Raw genomic sequence first — 23,614 nt, forward strand, 5'->3', positions numbered from 1 at the left:
CGACCCGACCAGGAAGAGGAGCGGTCCGTGCCTGAAGACCGGCTCGCGTGGAGCCGTGCCGACGGTGCCGCTGCGGAGCAGCTGTGGGAGACGCTGAACGACAGCGCCAAAGCCCTCTTCTCGGAGTTGATGACAGAGCCGGGGAGGAAGTTCAGCGGTGACGAGCTGAGCCGACTGCTCGACCTGCCCAAGGGCAAGAGCAGTGTGGCGGGCGTCCTCGGCACGGCAGGCAAGTGCTGCTACCAGCTCGGCCGCGCGTTGGTGTGGTGTTGGGGGTATCCCGGTGGCAAGACCGCCCACTACTGGATGACCGAAGAGGTCGCCGCTCTCTTCAAGCGGACGAGTGCGCGCTGACCCGCGCTGAGGGCGGGCATCAGGTCAGAGCAGGACGCCGTTCCAGCGCCGTCAACCGCACCGTCGCCGGCGCCTCCTCACCGCCCGGCGCGCGCAGCTCCCGTGCGATCGTCAGCGACTCCCGGCCCCGCCCGACCTGGCTCAGCAGCGCCGAACAGGTCTTGAGCGCGCACCGCAGGTCGGCCGCCACCGCCGGTGAGGTCCGGCCGAGGTCGCGGTAGATGCGGACGGCGGCCTCGGCGGCGCGGACGGCGTCGTCCAGTTCGAGGCTGGAGTGCATGCGGACCCAGGCGAAGGCGTGCAGTGCCGCGGCGACCTGGGGGGTGCGGCCGGTGCCGATGCCGGCGACGGCCCAGCGGGTTGCTTTGAGAGCCTGGTCTCGGCGGCCGTACTCGGCGAGGCGGGTGCCGAGCGAGGCCAGGCACGTCGCGAAGTCGGCGCGGTGGGCGTGGTCGAGGTCGGCCAGGCGCTGGTAGGAGTCGGCGGCCTGCTCGGCCGCGGTGAGGGCCTCCGCCTGCTTGCCGAGGTCGGCGTGGCGGGCGCTGAGGTTGCCCAGCGACCGGGCGAGCAGGGCCTCCATCGTCACCAGCGCGGCGGCGGACGGGGTGAGGTGGTCCGACCAGCGCGGGTGCACGGCGCACACGGCGGCGGTGAGGCGGTGGGCGATGGCCGAGCGGGCCGCGAGGTTGTCGGTGGACTGCATGAAACCGGGGCGCGGGAAGTTGAAGATCTCGTCCACCCGCCGTTGCAGGTCGCTGTCGGACGACGCGCGCGGGGTGCCGGGCAGCGCGATGCCGAGCTGCGTCAGCACGGAGTTGAGGCGCAGCTCGTGGGCGTGCAGGTGGACCTCGAACACGCTCGACCTGATCACCACGGCCTTGCGGGTGGCGGCCAGCGCGCCGACCTGCTCACCGGCGCGGGCCAGGTGCACGCCGTGGTTGTGCAGGGACGTGGCCAGCTCGGCGTCGTAGACCGCCGGGTTCACGGTCGCGAGCGTGCGGTGCAGGTCGACGGCCTGCGCGCTCCACTCCCGCCCTTCGGCCGCGCGGCCCAGCTCCAGGCAGATCGCGGCCAGCTCCCGCAACGACAGCGCGAGACCGGGCTCGAACAGCGCCGGGTTCGTGATCGCCAGCCGGCGGCGGATCGCGACGGCCTGCTCGGTGGCCCGCAGCGCCTCCTCCCAGCCGCCGAGGTGGGAGCAGTGCAGGCCGAAGTTGTGCAGCGCGCCCGCGAGGTCCGGGTCGAACACGGCCGGGTTGACCGCGGCGAGCCTGCGGTGCAGGTCGACCGAGTGCCGGGCCGCCTCCAGCGCCTCGTGCCGGCGGCCCACGCCCGCGAGGTGCATGCCGAGGTTGTTCAGCGCCACCGCGAGCAGCGGTTCCTGCGGCTGGCGCAGGCGGCGCAGGATCGCCACGCACGTGCGGGTCGCGCCGAGCGCCTGGCCGCGCAGGCCCAGCGCCGACAGGTCCATCGCGAGGTTGTTCAACGACGACGCGAGCTCCGCCGACGCCGGTGTGAGCCGCTGGCGCAGCTCCACCGCGCGGGCCGTGGCGTCCAGCGCCCGCTGGCCGAGTCCCGCGCCGGACAGGTGCGTGCCCAGGTGGTGCAGCGCCTCGGCCAGCACGAGCGGGTACCTGTCCGGCTGCCGCTGCGCCAGGCCCTCGTAGATCTGCACCGCGGGCTCGCTCGCCTTCACCGCCTCGTCGAACGCGCCCGCGTTGGCCAGCCTGCGGGCGAGCACCATCAGCAGCCGTGCGCGTTCGGCGGGGTGGTGGGTCTGCTCCAGCCGGTGCTCGGTCAGCCGCTGGGTCAGCCGGGCTGCGGGGAAGTCCAGGTCCACGTGCCGTTCCGGCAGTTGCGGCTCGATCGCGGCCAGCAGGTCCGTCCCCGCTGTGTCGACGACCGCCATCAACGCGCTGCCACCCGCGGCGATCACGCGGCACGGGTCCTCGCGCACCACCGCGTCGAGGTGCTCGCCGACGTGCGGCCACCGCTTGCCCGTCTCGGCGAGGACCGTGATCACCTGGCTGAGCGCGCCCGTCGTCAGCAGCGCGCGCACCATGTCCCGGCAGCGCGGATCGGTCTTCAGGCCCCGTGCGACGAGGTCCTCGCCCAACCGGTCGGGCGCGAGCGGGGCCAGCACGGTGCCGTCGTCGGCGGGCGGGTAGCAGGCCTGGTGGTCGTCGAGCAGCCGGTCGGCCTCCTCCCGCGACCGCGCGAGCCCGGTGACCCGCAACGCCAGGCAGCCCTCGCGGTAGGACATCGGGCCGGTCAGCGTCGCGAGGAACACCACCCGCCCCAGCACGTCCGTGCTCGCCCCGACGCTGCCACCGGCCCGCATCCCGGCCCAGTGGTCGGTCTCCCGGTCGAGCAGGTAGCAGGCGAGCGCGCCGGGGTGACCGGGCGGCACCCGGTTGCGGTCGCACGCGTCCACGGCGGCGAGCGCGGCCATGAGGATCGTCAGCACGGACTGGTAGGCGGGGTCGGCCAACGACCCCGCGGGCGTCGCGTCCCGCGCGTCCGTGCCCAGCACGGTGCTGAAGCTGTCCCGCGCGGAGTCGAACACCGCCTGCCGCGCGTCCACGTCGGCGGCGAGGTCGGTCAGCCGTTCCGACTCGGCCGCCACACCGCGCTTGAGCAGCGGGTAGCGCAGCAGGTCCCACCACCGCGCGCCCGAGCGGGCGAGCAGCAGCACCCTGGTGGGACCGGCGTGGTGGATCAGCCGGTCCTCGAACAACGCCAGCAGATCGGCACGCGGCCACCTTTCCGCGTAGTCCACTATGACGAGAATTCCCGTGTTCGGCTCGGTGACCGTGAGCTGTTCGGCGAAGGCCTCCGAAGAATCGCCGCCGTGGTGCGCGACCAGCACCGAGTAGCCCGCCCACATCGATTCCGCCGCGAATTCCGTGGCCAGTCTGGTCTTGCCCTGGCCGCCCGGACCGTGCACGAGCATCGCGCTGATCCGGCCCTCGCCGCGCCGCCACTCGTCGAGCCGGGCGAGCTCGTTCTCCCGGCCGGTGAAGGGCACGACCTGGTTGCCGGCGAGCAGCAGTTGGCTGGGCTGTCTGCGCAGCTCAGCGGGGTCCGGTGGGATGGGGCTGGTGAACGGGCGCAGGTCGTAGCGGCGTCTGCGGGAATGGATGTTGACGTTTCCACCAATGTGCCCGACCTGCACGACCGGACCGGTCGCGAGCCCGGTGAATTCGTTGCGCACGTCGGATTCGAGACCGTCTCGTCTCCGGTTTTCGTGGGCCCGCATCCGTTCCGCTCCTGAACGCCCTGGGGAAAGCGGAAAGCGTAGCGGCACGAGCAAGTCCGTGATCGCCTGGCCAGCATTTGTCCACTTTTCCGGGGAGTTCGCCGAATCAATTGATCTTGGCAAGACCGAACACGTTCGGTGCGGACGGCGTCGCGGCCACGACCCTCGGCGGTGACGGGCCTGGAGATGCTCACGCACGGGCTGTTCGCCGACGACAGGTTCCTGCGGGCGTTCACGGAGGTCCGGAGTGGACACCGCTGAGCACGTGGCGCCGGCACGCGAACCAGTATCCGGAGTCGCATGTGGATCGGGTGGCCGCGGGAGCGGGCTCGACGAGGACTCAAGCGGGCCTCCACCAGGAACGAGCCGATGTTGTCGGTCCCCCCGAGTAACGTCTGGCCCATGAACGCTGGGGACCGGATTCAGGAGCTCGCCGCCCGCCTCTTCGAGCTGCGCGACGCGTACTACCAGGGCGCGCCGCTGGTGGCCGACGCCGAGTACGACGCACTGGAGGACGAGTTCCGGGCGCTGCTCACCGAGCACCCCGAGCTGACGCCGGAGGACAACCCGCTCGACTCGGTGGGGGCGCCCACCGTGCTGCACGCCCCGGTGCGGCACTCGCGGCCGATGCTGTCGCTGGAGAAGGCGAACCGGCCCGAGCAGGTCGAGGCGTTCTTCGGGCGGTTCCCCGGCCAGCAGGTGGTGGTGATGCCGAAGCTCGACGGGCTGTCGCTGGCGCTGGTGTACGAGAACGGCAGGCTGGCGCGCGCGGTCACGCGGGGCGACGGCACGACGGGCGACGACGTCACGTACCTGACGCGCGCGCTGACCGACGGCGTGCCCGACCGGGTGGACGCGCCGGGGCGGGTCGAGGTGCGCGGCGAGTGCGTGATGCTGCGGTCCACCTTCGACGCTTACAACAGGAAGAACCCGGACAAGCCGCTGATCAACCCGCGCAACGCGGCGGCGGGCACGTTGCGCGCCAAGGACCCCAAGGCGGTCGAGGGCCGGCGCATGCAGTTCTTCGCGTTCGACCTGACGACCGAGCCGGAGAGCGCGGACTCCGACCTGGACGCCGGTCTGCGCAAGCTCGGCTTCAGCGTTGCCGAGATGCGGCACTGCGGCACCGCGGCGGAGGCGCAGGAGGTCATCGCTTCGATCGAGGAGCAGCGCAACTCCCTCGACTACGACCTCGACGGCGCCGTGCTGCGCCTGGCCGACCGCGACGCGTTCGCCGCCGCCGGCACCCGGTCCAGCTCACCGCGCGGCGCGATCGCCTACAAGTTCGCCGCCGAGGAGAAGACGACGGTGCTCGCCGACGTGGTGTGGGACGTCGGCAAGACCGGCAAGATCGCCCCCGTCGCGTGGCTGGAGCCGGTGTTCGTGGGCGGCACGACCGTGACCCGCGCGACCCTGGCCAACCAGGAGGTCATCCGCGCCCGCAACATCAAGATCGGTGACACGGTCCTGATCCGCCGCGCCGGCGACGTGATCCCGTTCGTGGCGGGCGTGCTCGACGCCTCGAAGCGCACCGGCGAGGAGCGCGAGATCGTGCCCCCGACCGAGTGCCCCTCGTGCGCGCAGCCGCTGACCGAGCAGGGCAACAGCCGGGAACTGTTCTGCACCAACGCCGCCTGCCCCGCGCAGACCGTGCGCCGCCTCATCCACTGGTCCTCCCGCGCGGCGGCGGACATCGACGCCATCGGCCAGGTGTGGATCGAACGCCTCGCCGAGACCGGCGACCTGGTGAACCCGTCCGACTTCTACACCCTCACCAAGGAACGCCTGCTGGAGTTCGACCGCGTCGGCGAGGTCTCCGCGACCCGCATGATCGAGTCGATCGACCGCAGTCGCGCCGTCGGCCTGCGCCGCGCCCTCATCGGCCTCGCCATCCCGATGGCCTCCGAGGGCACCGCCGCCCGCCTGTGCCGTGCCGGCTTCGGCTCCCTCGAAGAGGTGGCCGACGCGGGCGTCGAGGCCCTGGTCGCCGTCGACGACATCGGCGCGAAGGTCGCCGAGTCCCTCAACCACCACCTCACCCGCCTGCGCCCCGAGATCGAACGCCTGCGCGCCCGCGGCGTGAACCTCGACGTCCGCGACGAGGACCTCCCACCCGTGGTCGCCGCCGGCGCCCCGCTCGAAGGCAAGTCCGTCGTCATCACCGGCTCCATCAGCGACCCCCGCTCCGGCGAGAAGGTCGCCCGCCCCACCTTCCAGCGCATGTGCGAGAAAGCCGGCGCCACCGCCGCCTCCTCGGTCTCGGCGACCACGGACATGCTCATCACGGGCGCGGACGTCGGCGCGAGCAAGCTGACCAAGGCGGAGAAGCTCGGCGTCGAGGTGGTGGACCAGGGCGAGATCTGGTCGAAGCTGATCGCGGCGGGCATCGCCTGACCGGCGCCCGCCTCCGGTGCCGCCTCCGCGGCGGCCGCCCTCACCCACAGCGTCGTCATCTGCCCTGCCGCGTCTCCACGCGCAACCGCTTGCCCTGCAACGGCGAGCGGCACCCGTTGTGGCAACGGGCTGAAGTCGGCGAGCAGGGTCCGCGTCACGGGCGCTGCGGCGTGACGAGGCCCGACTCGTAGGCGAGGACCACGAGCTGGGCGCGGTCGCGGGCGTGCAGCTTGGTCATGGCGCGGTTGACGTGGGTCTTGGCGGTGAGCGGGCTGATCACCATGCGGGCGGCGACCTCGTCGTTCGACAGGCCCTGGGCCACGAGCACGACGGCCTCCTGTTCGCGGTTGGTCAGCTCGCTCAGGCCGTGCCGGTTGAGCTGCGGCTGGCTCACGTACCGGTCGATGAGCCTGCGGGTGATCGACGGCGCGAGCAGGGCGTCGCCGCGGGCCGCCACCCGCACCGAGTGCAGGAAGTCCTCCGGGTGCACGTCCTTGACGAGGAACCCGGCCGCGCCCGCCCGCAGCGCCTCGAACACGTACTCGTCCAGGCCGTAGTTGGTGAGGATGACGACGTGCACGCCCGCCAGCGCCGGGTCGGCGGCGATCCGGCGGGTGGCCTCGATGCCGTCGACCTCGGGCATCTGGACGTCGACGAGCGCGATGTCCGGCAGGTGGGCACGGGCCTGCTCGACGCACTCGGCGCCGTTCGCCGCCTCCGCCACGACCGCGATGTCGTCCTCGGCCTGCAGCAGCGCGCGGAACCCGCTGCGGATCAACGGCTGGTCGTCGGCCAGCAGCACCCGGATCACGGCTGTGCCACCGGCAGCTCGGCGTGGACGCGGAAGCCGCCCCCGGTGCGCGGCGCGGCGTCCAGGCGCCCGCCGAGCGCGGTGACCCGTTCGCGCATCCCCCGCAGGCCGACACCGGGAGTGCCGTTCGGGGTGGCGGTGCCGTCGTCGTCGACCCGGATGACGAGCGCGTCCTCGCGGTGGTCGATGTGGACGCTGGCGGACGCGGCCCGCGCGTGCCGCGCGATGTTGGTGAGCGACTCCTGCACGATCCGGTACGCGGTCCGGTCGACGGCCGCGGGGAGGTCCGCGCGGTCGCCCTCGATCGTGAGCCGGGCGTCGAGGCCGGTGGTCCGCGCGCGGTCGACGAGGTCGGGCACGTCGCCCAGGCCGTGGTACTCGGTGTCGTCGCGCAGGGCCTCCAGCGTTGCGCGGAGCTCCCTGGTCGCCTCGCGGCTGGCGTCGCGGACGGCGATGAGCGCGTCCGGAACGTCCTCCCGCCGCTTCCGCGCGAGGTGGACGGCGACCTCGGCCTGCAGCTTGATCACCGAGATCTGGTGGGTGAGCGAGTCGTGCAGCTCGCGGGCGATGTGGAGGCGTTCCTCGTTCGCCCGGCGCAGCGCGGTCTCCTCACGGGTGCGCTCGGCCTCGTCCGCCCTCCTCTCCGCCTGCCGCAACGCTTCTCCCGCCGCCGCGGCCGCGACGAGCCAGGCGATCTGGAGCACGTCCCGGCTCTGCGTGAACGCCTCGGCGGTGGTCAGCCCGCGCGGCGACAGCACGACGGCGAGCGGCAGCGCGGCCAGCATCAGCACCGACCCGGCGACCGTGACGACGTGGTGACCGGCGCGCATCGCGGCGTAGACGGCGAACAGGAACGCGATCACCGGCACGTCGAACCCGGCGGCCTGGTAGCCGAGCGCGGTGAGCCCGGTGGCGGCGAGGACGGCACGCGGGTGGCTGCGCCGCGCGACCAACGCCAGTCCGCTCGCCGCCAGCAGTGCGAAACCGAGCGGTTCGAGCGTCGTGACCGGCCGGGAGGCACCGGCGACCACGAGGCTCGCCGCCACCCCGGCCGCGATCGCCCAGTCCGTCCACCGCCTGCTCATGCGTGCACCCTAACCGGATGTTCACGCTGGTAGATCCTGCACGGGGAGGACCTTCCGGCTACCGCGGACGCAGTAGACGGGTGTCTGTGCGCGCACGACGACGCGGACGGTCTGCGCGGCCACGCTGGGGCCATCCGTTGAAAGGGGAAAGTCGTGGTTCTCGCACAGATCGCCGACACGTACGGGATGACGGCGGGCCGCACGTGGTCGCTCGTCGGTGCCGCACTCGGCCTGGCCGGGCTGGTGCTCGCGTTCGCCGGGCGCCGGTTCGCGGTGGTCGCTCTCGCCGCGGGTGCCGCCGGCGCGGTGGCCGGGGTGCTGGTGGTGGCGTTCGCGAAGGGCGGTCCCGGTACCGGCCACGGCATCGTCGGCGGCTACGTGTCACTGGTCGTGGGCCTGGCCGCGGTGGTCACCGCCGTGCTCAGGCGTAGAGGCGCTCGGGCTGCTGGACCGTCCGCCGGGTGATGAGCCCCGCCGCACCCCGCACGACCGCGAACTCGCCGAGCGGCGACGCGACCAGCCGCGTGTGCCGCTCACCGCCCGCCAGCACCCGGTTGTCCATTTCGGACCGGATCGCGGCGCTCAAGTGGTCGTGCAGGACGGCATAGCTGCCGCCGAGCACGACGGTCGGCACGTCGAAGAGGTTCATCAACGTCGCCAGCCCCACTCCGAGCGCCCGTCCGGCCTCGCTGACGGCGTGCCGTGCGCGTTCATCGGTCTTCAGGGCTTCCGTGAGCTCGTCGAGGTGCTTGCGTCCCGCATCCCGCAGCATGACGTCAAGCCCCGCATACCGTTCCACGCACCCACGGCTGCCACACGTGCACTGCACACCATCGCGCTCGATGACCACGTGCCCGAGCTCGCCGGCGAACCCGCTCACCCCGCGGTACACCTCGCCGCCGAGCACCACCCCGGCGCCGATGCCGACGTCCGCCGAGACGTGCACGAAGTCCTCGCCCGCCAGGTGCTTCGGCCACAGGTGGGCGAGGGCGGCGAGGTTGGCCTCGTTGTCGAGCTCGACGTCCAGCCCGAGCCGCGCGGTCAGGTGCGCGGTGAGGTCGTGGCCGACGAGGTGCGGCAGGTTCGGCGCACGGACGACCGTTCCGTTGTGGACCACGCCGGGCACCGCGAGCCCGACACCGAGGACGGTTCTCGTGGTCTTCGCGCTCTCGACGAGGTCGGCGACGCGGGCGAGCACCTGCTCGGCGGTGGCGTGCCGGTTGTCGGCGGGCACCCGGTGCCGGTGCACGGTCTCGCCGTCGAGCCCCAGCACCTCGACGGCGAGGTGCTCGACGTTGACCTCCACGCCGATCGAGACCGGCCCCTCCGGGTGGAACCGGAGCGGCTTCGACGGCCGTCCGACCCCGGTCAGGGTCGCGGGCTCCTCGACCAGGACACCGTTGGCCAGCAACGGTTCGGTCAGGTTCGACAGGGTCGCCTTGGTGAGACCGGTGCGGGCGGCCAGTTCGGCGCGCGAGCCGGGTTTGTCGACCAGGGCGAGCAGGACTGTGCGCAGGTTGCCGAGGCGTACCTGCCGCAGGTGGTCGACGGTGGTCATCGCCATCAGTATCGCCGCGCGGGGGCGGAGGGGTGCGCGTGGATGCCGGTTGGTGGGCCGACGCGGGTGGGCGGGGGAGCGGCGGGTCGCGTGGTGGTGGCACATGCGCCCACACCGCACCCCACACACGACCCGGCCGGCGTGCGCACGACTCCCACCGCGCGCACGCCGCCCAAGCCCACTCCCAAGCCCCCGGTCACACCATCACCGGCTCAGGTACTTCTGCGCCGCCTCGCCATACCGGGCCCGGACCTCCGCAACAGCGGCGGCCTCGAACACCTCCGCCGCCCCGCGCGACCACACGGGCGGCTGCGCACCACCGGCGAGCACCCACGCGGCTTGCCGGGCCGCACCGTCGGCCACGTACTCGCCGGGCGACGGCACGGTCACCGGCACGCCGAACACGGTCGGCGCGATCCGGCGGACCGCGGGTGAGGCAGCCGCGCCGCCGACCAGTTGCACGCCGGTCACGTCGGCGCCCTGGGCGGCGAGTGCGTCGAGGCCGACGGCCAGGCCGCACAGCATGCCCTCGACGGCGGCCCTGGCGATGTTCGCCGGGGTGGCGTTCGACAGGGTCAGGCCGTGCAGGGCGCCGGTCGCGTCCGGGAGGTTCGGGGTGCGTTCGCCCTCCAGGTACGGCACCAGCACCACGCCCTCCGCGCCGGCCGGGGCCGACAGGGCGAGCGTGCTCAGCCGGTCGAGGTCCACGCCCAGCATGCGGGCGGTCGCGTCCAGCACGCGGGCGGCGTTCAGGGTGCACGCGAGTGGCAGGTAGCGGCCGGTGGCGTCGGCGAAGCCCGCCACGATGCCGGACGGGTCCGTCGCGCGGACCTCGCTCGTCGCGGTCACCACGCCGGAGGTGCCCAGGGACACCACGACGTCGTTGCCCGACGAGACGCCCAGCATCGCCGCCGCGTTGTCGCCGGCGCCGGGACCGAGGCGCAGGTGGCCCGCGGTGACCGACTCGGCAGGGCCGAGCACGCGGGGGAGCTGCACGTCGGCGCGGCCGAGGCCGCGTTCGAGCAGGCTCGGGACGTACTCGTCGGCCACCGAGTCGAAGTAGCCGGTGCCGGAGGCGTCCGAGCGGTCCGTCACCAGGTCGGCGAGGTCGCCGGTGCCGCGCAGCCGCCACGTCAGCCAGTCGTGCGGCAGGCAGACGGCGGCGGTGCGCTTGGCGTTCTCCGGTTCGTGCTGCTGCAGCCAGCGCAGCTTGGTGATCGTGAACGACGCGACCGGCACCAGGCCGATCCGCGCCGCCCACACGTCCGCGCCGAGCTCGGCGGTCAGGTCCGCGGCGGCTGCCGCGGACCTGGTGTCGTTCCACAGCAGGGCGTCCCGCACGACCTCGCCGTCGTCGTCGAGGCACACCATGCCGTGCTGCTGCCCCGCGACGCTGAGCGCGGCCACGTCGTCGAGCCCGCCCGCCTGGGCGGCGGCCTCCTCGTACGCCCGCCACCAGTGCGACGGGTGCACCGACGTGCCGTCGGGGTGCGCGGCCCGGCCCTCGCGCACGAGCTCGCCGGTGTCCGCGTCCCTGATGACGACCTTGCACGACTGCGTAGACGAGTCGACCCCCGCCACGAGCGTCATGTCAGCGCGCTCCCATGAGGTGCTCGAGGGCCAGCTGGTTGAGGCGAACGAACCCGAACCCGCGCTCGGCGGCCTTGTCCGGGTCGAACGACTCGGCCAGCAGCTCGTCGTAGCCCTCGCCGTCGTTCAGCGTCGGCTGGCTCAGCTCCGGCACACCGGCGGTGGCCAGCGCCTCCTGCACCTCGGGGTCGGCCCTGAACGCCGCCGCACGCTCCTTGAGCAGCAGGTACGTCCGCATGTTCGCCTTGACCGACTCCCACACGCCGGTGAAGTCCTCGGTGCGCGACGGCTTGTAGTCGAAGTGCCGCGGCCCCTCGTAGCCCGCCGTCTCCAGCAGGTCGACCAGCGCGAACGCGTTCATCAGGTCGCCGTGGCCGAACACCAGGTCCTGGTCGTACTTGATGCTGCGCTGACCGTTGAGGTCGATGTGGAACAGCTTGCCGTGCCACAACGCCTGCGCGATGCCGTGCACGAAGTTGAGGCCCGCCATCTGCTCGTGCCCGACCTCGGGGTTGAGGCCGACCAGCTCCGGCTTGTCCAGCGAGGTGATGAACGCCAGCGCGTGACCGATCGTGGGCAGCAGGATGTCGCCCCGCGGCTCGTTCGGCTTGGGCTCGATGGCGAACTTGATGTCGTAACCGCGGTCGGTGACGAACTGCGTGAGCAGGTTCAGGCCCTCGCGGTAGCGGTCCAGTGCCGCCCGCACGTCCTTCGCGGTGTCGTACTCGGAGCCCTCGCGGCCGCCCCACAGCACGTACGTCTTCGCACCGAGCTCGGCCGCGAGCTCGACGTTGCGCAGCACCTTGTGCAGCGCGTACCGGCGCACGCCCCGGTCGTTGCTGGTGAAACCGCCGTCCTTGAACACCGGGTGGGTGAACAGGTTCGTGGTGACCATCGGGATGGTCAGCCCGGTCTCCTCCAGCGCCCCCTTCAACCGCCCGACCTGCTGGTCGCGGTTGGAGGAGTCGAAGAGGTCGTCGTCGTGGAACGACATGCCCCACGCGCCGAGCTCGGCCAGCTTGTGCACGGCCTCGACCACGTCCAGTGCGGGTCGCGTGGCCTCGCCGAACGGGTCACGACCCGGCCAGCCGATGGTCCACAGGCCGAAGGAGAACTTGTCCGCCGGAGTGGGCGCGCTCATGATCCACCCTTTCGTTCAAAGCTTGAACTTAGTGCAGACCGTACGACGCCGAGCCCGTGATCGCAATAATCCGGTTCCACGTCCGCAACGCGCCTCGTAGACTTCTGATCACCATCACCGAGCGAGGGGAGTACGGCCGTGCGCGTCCGCACCGCTCCCCGCTTCGACGTGATCCTCGTGTCCTCGCACCCCGGCTGCCCGCTGCGCGCCGGGCACCGGTAGTCCGCGAAGACCCCTCTTCTCCCGGCACGTGACCTGTCGTGCCGTCCGGGTCTCGTCGGCCGCATCGCGCCGACCGCACCACCAGAGACCACCCGAAAGGCACCGCGCCATGCGCGCCATCCGCAACATCGGCATCCTCGCCCACGTCGACGCCGGCAAGACCACCCTCACTGAACGCGTCCTCTTCGTCACCGGCACCACCCACCGGCGCGGCGAGGTCCACGACGGCACGACCGTCACCGACTTCGACCCGCAGGAGCGCGACCGCGGCATCACGATCTTCGCCGCCGCCGTGAGCTGCACGTGGGACGACCACCGCATCAACCTCATCGACACGCCGGGCCACGTCGACTTCGCCGACGAGGTCGAACGGGCGCTGCGCGTGCTCGACGGCGCGGTCGTGGCGTTCGACGGGGTGGCCGGGGTCGAGCCGCAGAGCGAGTCGGTGTGGCGGCAGGCCGACCGGTACGGCGTGCCGCGGATCGCGTTCGTCAACAAGCTCGACCGGGCCGGCGCCGACCTCGACCGGGCCGTCGAGTCGATCAGGACCCGGCTGCGCACCACGCCGCTGGTCGTCCAGCTGCCCATCGGCCGGGAGGACGGCTTCCGCGGGGTCGTCGACCTGGTCGCGATGCGCGCGTACGTCTGGACCGACGAATGCGCGGAAACCGCTGTGCCGCAAGAAGCACACGCCCGCAGGAGAAGGCTGGAGGAAGCGGTCGCCGAGCTGCACCCCGGTGCGCTGGAGGAGTTCTGCGCGAAGGACGAGCTCACCGACGACACGCTCAGGAACGCCTTGCGCGACCTCACGCACGCGAACAAGGCGACAGTCGTTCTGTGCGGCAGCGCGTACCGCAACCGCGGCGTCGAACCGTTGCTGGACGCGGTCGTGGCGTACCTGCCGTCCCCTGTGGACGTACGGCCGATCGAGAGCGTGGACGGGCAACGACGACGGGCGGATCCGGAGGAACCGTTCGCCGCGCTGGCGTTCAAGGTGAACTCGACCGCGACGGGCCGGGTGACCTCCGTGCGCGTCTACTCGGGCACCCTCCACAAGGGAGACACGGTGCTCGTGAACGGCCGAACGGAACGCGTCGCGCGGATCCTGCGGGTCCAGGCCGACCGGCACACGCCGATCGACACCGCGACGGCCGGTGACATCGTGGCCGTGGTGGGGTTGAAGAACACGCGCACCGGGGCGACCCTGTGCGCGCCCGACGCCCCGCTGCTGCTCGAAGAACCGGTCACGCAGGACCCGGTCGTCTCGGTGGCGGTGGAGGCCAGGTCCGCCGCCGACACCGAACGGCTGGTCCAGGCGCTGGCCCACCTCACAGAGGAGGACCCGTCGCTGAAGGTCACGACCGACCGGGAGACCGATCAGCTGCTGCTCGCCGGCCTCGGTGAGCTGCACCTGGAGGTGGCGGTGGAGAAGGTGCGCCAGACCCACCGCGTCGAGGTCGTGACGGGACGGCCGAGGGTCGCCTACCGCGAGACGGTCGAACGGGGTGTGTCCGGATTCGTCTACCGGCACGTGAAGCAGGACGGAGGTGCGGGGCAGTTCGCCCACGTGGTGATCGACACCGAACCGGCCGACGCCTTCGAGTTCCGCTCGGCGGTCACCGGCGGGCGGGTGCCGCAGGAGTTCGTCAGGGCGGTCGAACAGGGCTGCCGCGACGCGCTCGCCGAGGGCCCGCTCGGGTTCCCGGTGGCCGGTGTGCGGGTGACGCTCACCGACGGCTCCACGCACGTCAAGGACTCCAGTGAGATGGCCTTCCGGACGGCGGGCCGCCTCGGGCTCCGCGACGCGCTGCGCCAGGGCGTCATGACCAGGCTCGAACCGGTGACCGAGGTCACGGTCACCGTGCCGGAGGAGTTCGCCGGCGGCGTGTTCGGCGACCTGGCGGCCCGGCGTGGCCGCATCCTCGGCTCCACCACCAGGGCGGACGTGGCGGTGGTGACGGCGAGCGTGCCGCTGGCGGAGATGTTCGGCTACGTGACGAGGTTGCGCAGCCGGACGCAGGGCCGCGGCACGTTCACCAGCCGCCCCACCGGTTATGCGCCCGCATAGCACGGAACGGGCCCGCCCGCGCACCGGCGCGGGCGGGCCTATGCTCGATCGAATGGTGATCGGACCGGCTCCCCACGACCGACTGCACGTGATGTCGTTCAACCTGCGCTTCGCCTCGAACGTGGAGCCGAACTCCTGGGCCACGAGACGACCGGTGGTGGCCCGGCTGCTCAACGCGGAGCAACCCACCGTCCTGGGCACTCAAGAAGGCCTGTACGGACAGGTCAAGGACGTCGCGACCGACCTGCCGGACCGCTACGACTGGATCGGCGTCGGCCGTGCGGGCGGCAGCCACGACGAGTTCGTCGCCGTCTTCTTCGACACCGCGCGGCTCGACCCGCTCGCGTTCGACCACCACTGGCTCTCCGACACCCCGAACGTGATCGGCTCGCGGACGTGGGGCAACAACGTGGTCCGGATCGTCACGTGGGTCCGCTTCGCCGACAAGCACACCGGTGCCCAGTTCGTCTTCGTGAACACCCACTTCGACCACGAGTCGGAGCTCGCGCGGCTGCGCAGCGCCGAGGCCATCCGCGACCGCCTCAACGCCCAGACGCTGCCGGTCGTGCTCACCGGCGACTTCAACGACGTGCCGGGGTCGAAGGCCTACCGCGTCCTCGGCCTGGAGGACACCTGGAACGGCTCCCGCCTCACGCCCGCGTACGGCACGTTCCACGGCTACGCGCCGCTGGTGCCGGACGGCCCGCGGATCGACTGGATCATGACCCGCGGCGCCACCACCGAGGCCGCCGCGATCAACACCTACGCCGAGGGCACCCAGTACCCGTCCGACCACCTCCCGATCCAGGCGCTGCTCCGGCTCCACTGATCCATCGGTACCGGAACCCGTCTCAGCTCGACCGCGCAGTGGTCTGAACCATTAGGTTGGCTGCATGCGCCTGAAAACAGTGATCGCGTCCGTGCTGGTGGCGGTCTCGCTCGGCTCCGGAGCGGCGGCGGCGGCCGCTCCGGCCCGCCACGAGTGCGCCACCCCGTCCATCGACCGCTACCAGCAGTGGCTGGCCAGCGGTGAGGGCACCACCGAGCCCGCGACCGGCAGCACCCTCGTCCCCGACGGGCGGCACCGGTACGCGGCGAAGATCAAGTTCCTCAACCCCGAGTGGCACGTCATGGTGCTCTGGCTCGGGAACCGGTTCGAGGCAGAGGCGGACCTGTCGCGCTCGCGCGGGTTCCTGATGACCTACAGCGCCACCGACGACCTGTACGTCCAGCTGCGGCCCGCGTCCGACTGGAGCGGCGGGGCCAAGTGGGTCACCAAGATCCCGTCGACCCGCGGCAAGGTCGTCTCGCGGTTCTTCAGCTTCGCGCCGGACAAGTGGACGACCTTGGCGGAGCTCGGTGCGCCGAACTACCCCTTGGCGGACGCGCTCGACGACGCCCGCGGCCTGGTCTTCGTCGGCAAGACGCCCAACGACCTGACGTTCAAGGGGCTGAAGGTGGACGGGTACCGGCCACCCTGCGTTTACTGACAGCGTTGTCGCGACCGGGTACGTTCCGGCGCGTGAGAGCGCTCTCGATCACCCTGGTCGCTGTCCTCACCGCCGCGCTGGCGGCTCCCGCGAGCGCGGCGGTGCGGGACGACACGTCCTCCGTCGACCCGCTGATCGGCTCGGCGGGTGGTGGCAACACCTATCCGGGCGCGGTGCGGCCGTTCGGGATGATCTCCTGGAGCCCGACGTCGACCCGTGGCGACCAGACGAACACCGGTGCCGCCAACGGGTACGCCTACGACGCCACGCGGGTGCGCGGGTTCAGCCTGACACACGTCAACGGCGCCGGCTGCCACCCCGGCGCGGCGGGGGACGTGCCGATCATGCCGCACGTCGGCGCCATCACCACGTCACCGACCGCGGACATCGGGGACCAGGTCTTCGCGAGCGACTTCTCCCACGCCGACGAGGTCGCCGAACCCGGCCGGTACCGGGTGGGGCTCAAGTCCGGTGCGAGCGCCGACCTCTCCGTGACGACCCGCGCGGGCATCGGCGAGTTCGGCTTCCCCGCCGACCAGCCGGCGTCGCTGCTGTTCCGCGTCTCGAACTCGTTGAACGGCAGCGAGGACGCCGAGGTCACCATCGACCCGGCCGCGCGGACGGTCTCCGGTTCCGTGCTGACCGGCGCCTTCTGCGGCCGGCGGGCGAACGGCGGCACGAACAACCAGAGGTCCTACTACCGCCTGTACTTCACCGCCTCCTTCGACCAGGCGTTCAGCGGTTTCGGCACGTGGGTCGACGCTTCGCTCAAGCCCGGTGCCACCACCGCGACCGGCGGCGAGGGCTACCTGACCGGCAACGCCCGTGCCGGCAGGGGTTCCGGCGGCTACGTGTCCTTCGCGGACACCAAGGTGCGCATGCGCGTCGGCATCTCCTACACCAGCCTCGAAGCCGCACAGCGCAACCTGAAGGCCGAGATCTCGAAGCGGGACACCGTCGAGTCGGTGGCCGGGGACGCCCGGCGCGAGTGGGCGGGGCAGCTGCGCGCCGTGGAGGTCGACGGCGGCACCGCTGACCGGCGCACGGTCTTCTACACCGCGCTCTACCACGCCTTCCTGCAGCCGAACGTGGCCAGCGACGTCGACGGCACCTACCTCGGCAGCGACCGCCTCGTGCACCGCCTGGCACCCGGCCAGCGGGTCCAGTACGGCAACTTCTCCGGCTGGGACCAGTACCGCGCCCACACCCAGCTGCTGGCGCTGCTCGAACCGCGCGTCGCCGGTGACTACGCCCAGTCCCTGCTGAACCTGGCACGGCAGAACGGCGGGGTGTGGGACCGCTGGGTGCACGTCAACGGCCCCACCCACGTGATGACCGGCGACCCGTCCGCGCCCGCTGTCGCCGGCATGCACGCCATGGGGGCCAAGAACTTCGACGTCCGCGGCGCGTTCGACTCGTTGCTGCGCCAGGCCACCGTCCCGCACCCGGACGGCCTGTCCGACAAGGGCTGTCCCGGCCAGTGCGAGGGCCAGCGCCCCAACCTCGCCGAGCACCTGCGCCTCGGCTACGCCCCGCAGGACACCTGCCACTGCTGGGGCGGTGCCGCCGAGACCCTGGAGGACGCGGTCGCCGACCAGGCGCTCGCGGACCTCGCCGACCGCCTCGGCCGCCCGTCCGCCGAGCTGCGCGCCCGCGCGGGCTGGTGGCGCAACACCTTCAACCCGGCCACCGGGTACCAGCAGGCCCGCCGCGCCGACGGGTCGTGGGTGACGCCGTTCAGCCCGTCCTCCGACCTCGGGTTCGCGCAGGGGTCCAGCGCCACCTACACGTGGATGGTCCCGCACGACGCCGCCGGTCTGGCCGCCGCGATGGGCGGTGACGACGCCGCGGTGGCCCGCCTCGACGCGTTCTTCCACCGCGCCGACGGCTCGTGGGCCACCGGCGGCGACCCGGCGCGCTACGACCCGACCAACGAGCCCGGCATCCACACCCCGTGGCTCTACAGCGAGTTCGGCCGCCCCGACAAGGCGCAGGAGACCGTGCGCGCCCTGGCGTCGCTGGTCTACCGCACCGGCCCGGCCGGCCTGCCCGGCAACGACGACCTCGGCACCATGTCCGCCTGGTACGTCTTCGCCGCGCTCGGCCTGTACCCGCGCACGCCCAGCAGCGCGGAGCTGCACGTGACCAACCCGATGTTCGCGAAGGCCCGCATCGCCGGCCGCGGCATCACGGTGCTGGCGCCGCGGCCGGACGGCGTGCACGTCGGCACCGTGCGGTGGAACGGCCGGGCGGTGGAGCAGCCCCGGCTGCCGGAGTCGTTCGTGCGACGTGGCGGAATCCTGGTCGTCAGCGCCCGCTGAGCTGGTACCAATGCCAGTTGTGCAGCAACCGGAAGCGCGGGTCTCGTTCACCGGCGACGCCGAGGTCGTGGTGCAGGTGGGCGGATCGGTCCACGGCGACGTCACGATCGGCTCGGCACGCCCGCGGCCCAACGCCGTCGCCGCGCGCCCGTACCTGCTGCTGGAGACCGGCGCGGTGGTCGGGCGGGCGGAGCTGCGCCGCGCCGTCGACGAGTTCCTCACCGGGACGGGCGCGGCGGTGCTGCTGCTGGTCGGCGTGCCCGGCATCGGCAAGAGCGCCCTGGCCTGGGACAGCTGGAAACGCCGGCGCGCGAGCGGGGCCCGGCAGTTCTGGTACTCGTTCTACGACGGCCGCGGCGTCGGCAGCTTCGCCGCGATGGTCCCGGAGCTGGCCCGGTTCCTCGGACTGCCGGAGACCGCGCGCGTCGACGCCGTGCTCGACGCCGTGGCAGCGGAGGAGGTCGTGCTCTTCCTCGACGGCGTCGAACGCTGCCTGCGCTGCTACCAGCGCCCCCTCGGCGCGGTGCAGGACGACGGTGACGAGCTGTGGCACGACACCGAGCTGGGCTTCGCCTCCGACGACGCGCTGCGCTTCTTCCAGCAGCTGACCGAGCTGCCCGCCGGACGGGTCGTGGCGACGTCCCGCGTCGTGCCCGCCGACTACTTCGCGAGCGGCGGTGCGCTGCGGGCCGGGATCACGAGCCACGTCGTCGGCCCGCTGACCCCCGCCGACGGCCGCGCGTTGCTCGACCGGGTCGGCACCCCGCTCACCCCGGCGGACGCGGCAACGGCGGCGTCGGTGCTCGGCGGCCACCCGCTCGCGTTGCAACTGCTCGCCCGCCAGGTCCGCGGGTCGGTGCGGCCGAAGCGGTCGCTGTCGGCGTGGCTGGCCGACGAGGGTTACCTGACGGCGGACGGCACCGGGCCGCGGCAGCTCCGCGACCGGCTGTTCGTGCGCGCGGCCTCGGCGTTGTCGGCCCCCGCCTGCCTGCTGCTCGCCGCCACGGGTGTGCTGGGCGGCTCGGCGGACCTGCCGACCCTGCGGGCGGTCGGCCCGGCCGGGTTGACCGACGCGGAGTTCCGCCGGGCCGTGCGGGAGGTCGTCGCGTCCGGGCTCGCGGTGGCGGACGGGGACGAGCTCGGCTGCCACCCGCTGACCGGGTCGGCGGCGGCCGCGCGGCTCGCGCCGGACGAGACCACCGCGCTGGTCCGCACCCTCAGCACCACGCTGCGCGGCCGGTTCACCGGCATCGACGCGTGGGGCGCCGGGTACGCCGGGTGGTGCGCGACGGCCGACGTGTCGGACCGGGCCGAGGCGATGGCGTTGTGCCGCGCGCTGGTGCGGCTCGGGGAGTGGCAGGCGGCGGCCGAGCTGTACGACGAGCAGCTCGACCTCCCGCTGCGGCTGGAGATCGGGGCGAACTTCGAGGCCGTTGAGCTGCTGTCCGCGCTGGTGGCCGGGCTCGGCGCCGAGCAGGGCGAGTTCGGACCGGACCGGCTGCGGCCCGCGCTGGCCCACCACCTGCTGATGATCGGCCGGACCGAGCAGGCCGCGCACGAGCTGGCCGTGCTGCCGGACGGCGCCGAGCAGCACGACACGGCGATGGTGCGGATGGCGGTGGCGTTGCACGGTGGCGATCCCGCCGCAGCGCTGGAGATCGGGCTCGCGGCGGTGCACGGCGCCCGCAGGAGGCTCGCCGCCGCGGCTCGGGTGGACGAGGTCGACGTCTTCGGGCTGCCGTCCGCACGTCCCCTGGTGCGCCCGTCGGGTGACCAGGTCGAGGCCCTGGTCCGGTGCGCCGAGGTGCTCCTGGTGGCCGGTCGGCCGGCGCACGCGGCGCGGCTGCTCGTGGAGGCGCTGGCGGTGTGGCGGCGGGCCCACGACCACTGCGGCGGGTGCCGCGGCCTGGTGCTCAGGGCCGCCGCCGCGGTGTTCGCGGTGTGCGGGGACGCCGACGCCGCCCGCACCGCCTCGACCGAGGGCCGTGCGTTGCAGCTGGGCCAGGGCCGGACGATGCAGGGCCTCTTCGCGGACGTCGTCGTGGCGGCACGCCTGCCGCACCTGCTGCCGGACCTGCCCGCCGTGCTGGGTGGTGCGGGTTTCCTGCTCCACCAGCAGTTCGCGCTGACCGGGATGCCGTCGCTGCCGGAACCGCCGGTGCGCAGGGCGGTCGGCTGGCTCGGCCCGGTGGTGGAGACCGAGCCGGCCGGGCTGGTCGAGCTGGCCCGCGCGGTCGAGTTCACCCCGTGCGACTCGCCGGAGCAGGCGCTGGAGGTCGACCCGTGCGACCGGGAGGCCCGCCGGGAGCTCGCGGCGCGTGCGGTGCGGGCGGGCGCGTTCGACGAGGCGTTGGAGCACCTCAGGTGGCTGATCGACCTCACGGAGGACGGCCACGGGATCGCCGTGGACCTGGTGACCGGGCCGGGACCGTTCGCCGACGGCGTGCGCGAGCTGCTGCTCGACGGTGCGGGCGCGCTCGCCGCCGCCGACGCGGTGATCGTGCTGGAGACCAGGCTGGGTGACGACGAGGCGGCGGAGCGGTGGCGGCGCGTGCGCCGAGACCTGGTGCGCCAGATGTTGCGCGGCTTCTAGTCCTTCGCCGCGATCAACGCCTGCGGTGCCGCCTGCTTGATCCGCGTCGTCAGCCACGACAGCTGCCGCTTGGTCTCCTTCTCGCAGGAGCTCACGACGTCGAGCAGCGCGCGGTCCCGCAGCCCCTGCGCGGCCTGCCCGACGACGGTCCACGTGATGTCCGTGAACGACGCCAGCGCGTACAGGTCCTGCAGGTCGCGCAACAGCCCGACGCCACCGCTGCGGGTCTCGGTGACCTCGGCCGCGTGCAGGCGTTCCGGTTCGTCCTCGCGGTGCTCGCCGTAGCGCTGCACGAACGGCCAGAGGTGGCCGGCCTGGCTGTCGGTCCGGCCGGCCAGCACCTCGCACATATGCTGCACGTCGGGTTCGTCGCCGTGCCCGGCGGCGATCTCGCGGAACGCGGCGGCGAGCGTGCCCAGCGAGGTGTGCAGGAGACCGAGGTAAGTCGAGAGGTGCACCGGTCACACCTTCCTGATCCGCACGGCACTGATCTTGAACGTCGGTTGCTTCGAGACCGGGTCCCACTGGGTGCGGGTGAGCTCGTTCGCGGCCTGGAAGCCGTAGTGGAACGGCACGAACACCACCCCCGGCCGACACCGCCCGATGCGGACCGGGACCTCGATCGCGCCGCGCGGCGACTCCACGCGCACCAGGTCGCCGTGGGCCAGGCCCAGCTCTTCGGCGTCGGTGGGGGAGACCTCCACCCACGGGTTGGGCGCGGCCTGCTGCAACTTCGGTGCGCGGGCGGTCTTGGTGCGGGTGTGGAAGTGGTAGACCGACCGCCCGGTCGTGCACAGCAGCGGGTAGTCCTCGCTCGGCTGCTCCGGCGGCGGGGTGTGCTCGACGGCCTTGAGGAACGCGCGGCCGTCGGGGCGCCGCGCCCTGTACTCGGTCGGAGTGACCGATGCGCCGGTCAGCAGGTCGTGGCCGAAGTCCTCGCAGTAGTCGGCTGCGGTGGGGAAGTGGCCGTCGGCGTAGAGCCGTTCCGCGCCGCCCCAGGGGATTCCGCCGCCGCGCAGCTTCTCGTAGGACAGGTCGGTGTAGTCGCACGGCCGGCCACGGCTGCACTCACGCCACGCGTCGAACGCGCCCTCGGCGTCCTTCCACTTGATCAGCGGGGCGCCGTCGCGGTCGCGCAGGTCCATGCGGCGCGCGTAGTCCAGGAAGATGTCCAGGTCGCTGCGGGCCTCGCCGGGCGGCTGCACGGCCTGCTCGGACAGGTGCACGACACGGGTGGCGTTGGTGAACGTGCCCTGCTTCTCGCCCCACAGCGCGGCGGGCAGCACGACGTCGGCCAGCTCGGTCGTCTCGGTCGGAAAACCGTCCTGCACCACGACGAACAGGTCCTCGCGCCGCAGGATGTCCCTGATCCTCGCCAGGTCCGGCAGCGACACCGCCGGGTTCGTCGCGGAGATCCACAGGAACCGGATCGTGCCCTGCTCGGCGTACCGCCAGATCTGCATCGCGTGCGTCGGCGGCGCCCAGTGCGGGATGGTCAGCGGGTCGACGTTCCACAGCCGCGCGAGCTCGTCGACGTGGTCGGGGTTGTCCCAGTTGCGGAAACCGGGCAGGTCGCCGTTCGCGCCGGACTCGCGGGTGTTCTGCGCGGTCGGCTGGCCGTTCATCTGCAGCACGCCGCTGCCCGGCCGCCCGATCAGGCCGCGCAGCAGGTGCAGGTTGTTGACCTGGCAGGACGCCGCGGTGGCCTGGTGGGACTGGTAGAAGCCCTGCAACACCGTCGACAGCACGCGCCCGGTGGTGCCGAAGATCTCCGCCGCCCTGAGCAGGTCGACGGGGGAGATGCGGCAGACCTCGGCGACGTGCTCGGGCGTGTACGGCTCGACGACCGCCTTGAGGTCCTCGAACCCGAGGGTGTGCGCGGCGACGTAGTCGTGGTCGACCCAGTCGTTCGCGATCACCGCGCGCACCAGGCCGTTCATCAGCGCCTGGTTGGTGCCGGGCAACGGCGCCAGGTGCACGTCCGCGCGTTCGGCCACGGGCGTGCGGCGCGGGTCCACGACGACGAGCCGCGGCCGGTCGGGGCCCTCCAGTCGGTCCAGCACCCGCGCCCACAGCACGGTCTGCGTCGCGGCCATGTTGTGCCCGTAGAGGAACATCGCGTCGGTCAGGTCCACGTCGGCGTGGCACGCGGGCTGCCCGTCGGCCCCGAAGGTCTCCTTGAGCGCCGCCGCGGCCGTCGCCGTGCACAACCGGGTGTTGCCGTCCATGTGCGGTGTGCCGAGACCGGCCTTCCCGATCACGCCGAGCGTGTAGTACTCCTCCAGGAACAGCTGCCCGCTCGTGTAGAACCCGTGCGACAACGGCCTGTGCTCGGCCAGCAGCGCCTTCGACCGGCGCACGACCTCGCCCATCGCGGTGTCCCAGTCGGTCTCGACCAGCTCGCCACCGCGGCGGACGCGCGGCTTGGTGAGGCGGTCGGTGCGATGGGCCTGCCAGGAGCCGTAGAGCCCCTTGGGGCCGAGCCGGCCATGGTTGACCATGTCGCCGGAGCGACCGCGGACGCCCACCATCCTGCCGTCCTTGACGGCGATGTCGCAGCCGCAGCCGTTGCTGCACAGCACGCAGGCCGACGGCACCCACCGGTCCACATCGGACTCGGTGACGCCGTCCGCGAGCTCGAGGTCCACCCGTACCGGCCAGCGCGCGTCGCGAGCGTGCGGAGTGCGCGGTCCCCAGATGTCGTCGATGCGGTTCACCAGGAAGCGGT

16 protein-coding genes are annotated in these 23,614 nt (G+C 72.7%); 8 read left to right on the top strand and 8 right to left on the bottom strand.

Going from position 1 to position 23,614, the window contains the following annotated elements; translation table 11 throughout:
• Nucleotides 1-27 precede the first annotated feature (27 nt).
• A complete protein-coding gene (locus ACZ7CH_RS28195) occupies nt 28-354 on the top strand; it encodes a DUF6416 domain-containing protein (RefSeq protein WP_470375349.1) in 327 nt (108 codons plus the stop codon).
• 19 nt (nt 355-373) lie between these two features.
• Here the strand turns inward: ACZ7CH_RS28195 and ACZ7CH_RS28200 are convergent, their stop codons facing one another.
• Complete coding sequence (locus tag ACZ7CH_RS28200; protein ID WP_470375350.1) at nt 374-3,568, bottom strand: tetratricopeptide repeat protein; 3,195 nt, start codon at nt 3,566-3,568, stop codon at nt 374-376.
• A gap of 447 nt (nt 3,569-4,015) precedes the next feature.
• Here ACZ7CH_RS28200 and ligA point away from each other — a divergent pair, with 447 nt between their 5' ends.
• A complete protein-coding gene (ligA, locus tag ACZ7CH_RS28205) occupies nt 4,016-6,007 on the top strand; it encodes an NAD-dependent DNA ligase LigA (protein ID WP_470375351.1) in 1,992 nt (663 codons plus the stop codon).
• Between the two features lie 154 nt (nt 6,008-6,161).
• Here the strand turns inward: ligA and ACZ7CH_RS28210 are convergent, their stop codons facing one another.
• Together ACZ7CH_RS28210 and ACZ7CH_RS28215 are read right to left on the bottom strand one after the other, a co-directional pair.
• A complete protein-coding gene (locus ACZ7CH_RS28210) occupies nt 6,162-6,818 on the bottom strand; it encodes a response regulator transcription factor (RefSeq protein WP_360384557.1) in 657 nt (218 codons plus the stop codon).
• The gene (locus ACZ7CH_RS28215; RefSeq protein ID WP_470375352.1) at nt 6,815-7,903 is read right to left on the bottom strand and encodes a sensor histidine kinase; all 1,089 of its coding nucleotides are present in this window, start codon (nt 7,901-7,903) and stop codon (nt 6,815-6,817) included. Before ACZ7CH_RS28215 ends, ACZ7CH_RS28210 begins: the two co-directional genes overlap by 4 nt.
• Nucleotides 7,904-8,056: 153 nt before the next feature.
• On the opposite strand from ACZ7CH_RS28215, the gene ACZ7CH_RS28220 reads away from it, so the two are divergent.
• Nucleotides 8,057-8,368, top strand: coding sequence for a DUF6223 family protein (locus ACZ7CH_RS28220; protein ID WP_360384553.1), 312 nt, complete (start codon nt 8,057-8,059; stop codon nt 8,366-8,368).
• On the opposite strand, the gene ACZ7CH_RS28225 is transcribed toward ACZ7CH_RS28220, so the two are convergent.
• From ACZ7CH_RS28225 to xylA, 3 genes are all read right to left on the bottom strand, one after another.
• Nucleotides 8,325-9,461: an ROK family protein gene (locus ACZ7CH_RS28225; RefSeq protein WP_360384551.1), complete on the bottom strand. Its 1,137-nt coding sequence runs from the start codon at nt 9,459-9,461 to the stop codon at nt 8,325-8,327. The genes ACZ7CH_RS28220 and ACZ7CH_RS28225 overlap by 44 nt on opposite strands.
• 204 nt (nt 9,462-9,665) lie before the next feature.
• Entirely contained in the window at nt 9,666-11,051 is a 1,386-nt protein-coding gene (locus tag ACZ7CH_RS28230; RefSeq protein WP_360384549.1) for a xylulokinase, read from the bottom strand.
• A 1-nt stretch (nt 11,052) separates the two neighbouring features.
• Nucleotides 11,053-12,192, bottom strand: a complete 1,140-nt coding sequence (gene xylA / locus ACZ7CH_RS28235; RefSeq protein ID WP_360384547.1) for a xylose isomerase — start codon at nt 12,190-12,192, stop codon at nt 11,053-11,055.
• Nucleotides 12,193-12,523: 331 nt separating this feature from the next.
• Between xylA and fusA the strand changes: the two genes are divergently transcribed.
• The 5 genes from fusA to ACZ7CH_RS28260 all read left to right on the top strand — a co-directional run bounded on the left by fusA (nt 12,524) and on the right by ACZ7CH_RS28260 (nt 20,886).
• Nucleotides 12,524-14,482 carry an elongation factor G gene (gene fusA / locus ACZ7CH_RS28240; protein WP_470368955.1) on the top strand — a complete coding sequence of 653 codons (1,959 nt, stop codon included), beginning with the start codon at nt 12,524-12,526 and terminating at the stop codon, nt 14,480-14,482.
• A 52-nt stretch (nt 14,483-14,534) separates the two neighbouring features.
• Nucleotides 14,535-15,311, top strand: a complete 777-nt coding sequence (locus ACZ7CH_RS28245; RefSeq protein WP_360384543.1) for an endonuclease/exonuclease/phosphatase family protein — start codon at nt 14,535-14,537, stop codon at nt 15,309-15,311.
• A 64-nt stretch (nt 15,312-15,375) separates the two neighbouring features.
• On the top strand, nt 15,376-15,972 hold the full coding sequence (locus ACZ7CH_RS28250) for a hypothetical protein (RefSeq protein WP_360384541.1): 597 nt from the start codon (nt 15,376-15,378) through the stop codon (nt 15,970-15,972).
• Between the two features lie 32 nt (nt 15,973-16,004).
• Nucleotides 16,005-18,293: a GH92 family glycosyl hydrolase gene (locus ACZ7CH_RS28255; RefSeq protein ID WP_470375353.1), complete on the top strand. Its 2,289-nt coding sequence runs from the start codon at nt 16,005-16,007 to the stop codon at nt 18,291-18,293.
• A gap of 10 nt (nt 18,294-18,303) precedes the next feature.
• Nucleotides 18,304-20,886 carry a hypothetical protein gene (locus ACZ7CH_RS28260; protein ID WP_470375354.1) on the top strand — a complete coding sequence of 861 codons (2,583 nt, stop codon included), beginning with the start codon at nt 18,304-18,306 and terminating at the stop codon, nt 20,884-20,886.
• On the opposite strand, the gene ACZ7CH_RS28265 is transcribed toward ACZ7CH_RS28260, so the two are convergent.
• Together ACZ7CH_RS28265 and ACZ7CH_RS28270 are read right to left on the bottom strand one after the other, a co-directional pair.
• Nucleotides 20,883-21,344, bottom strand: coding sequence for a hypothetical protein (locus ACZ7CH_RS28265; protein ID WP_470375355.1), 462 nt, complete (start codon nt 21,342-21,344; stop codon nt 20,883-20,885). The two genes, ACZ7CH_RS28260 and ACZ7CH_RS28265, sit on opposite strands and share 4 nt — an antisense overlap.
• 3 nt (nt 21,345-21,347) lie before the next feature.
• Nucleotides 21,348-23,606, bottom strand: coding sequence for a molybdopterin oxidoreductase family protein (locus ACZ7CH_RS28270; protein ID WP_470375366.1), 2,259 nt, complete (start codon nt 23,604-23,606; stop codon nt 21,348-21,350).
• Between the last annotated feature and the right edge of the window lie 8 nt (nt 23,607-23,614).

It is taken from the genome of Lentzea sp. NPDC037011, from assembly GCF_055607425.1.

Bases quoted from the DNA above. Each gene is read 5' to 3' on its own strand.
- ACZ7CH_RS28260 (WP_470375354.1), top strand. From the start codon at position 18,304: ATGCCAGTTGTGCAGCAACCGGAAGCGCGGGTCTCGTTCACCGGCGAC.
- ACZ7CH_RS28245 (WP_360384543.1), top strand. From the start codon at position 14,535: ATGGTGATCGGACCGGCTCCCCACGACCGACTGCACGTGATGTCGTTC.
- ACZ7CH_RS28215 (WP_470375352.1), bottom strand. From the start codon at position 7,903: ATGAGCAGGCGGTGGACGGACTGGGCGATCGCGGCCGGGGTGGCGGCG.
- ACZ7CH_RS28225 (WP_360384551.1), bottom strand. From the start codon at position 9,461: ATGACCACCGTCGACCACCTGCGGCAGGTACGCCTCGGCAACCTGCGC.
- ACZ7CH_RS28250 (WP_360384541.1), top strand. From the start codon at position 15,376: ATGCGCCTGAAAACAGTGATCGCGTCCGTGCTGGTGGCGGTCTCGCTC.
- ACZ7CH_RS28230 (WP_360384549.1), bottom strand. From the start codon at position 11,051: ATGACGCTCGTGGCGGGGGTCGACTCGTCTACGCAGTCGTGCAAGGTC.
- xylA (WP_360384547.1), bottom strand. From the start codon at position 12,192: ATGAGCGCGCCCACTCCGGCGGACAAGTTCTCCTTCGGCCTGTGGACC.
- fusA (WP_470368955.1), top strand. From the start codon at position 12,524: ATGCGCGCCATCCGCAACATCGGCATCCTCGCCCACGTCGACGCCGGC.
- ligA (WP_470375351.1), top strand. From the start codon at position 4,016: ATGAACGCTGGGGACCGGATTCAGGAGCTCGCCGCCCGCCTCTTCGAG.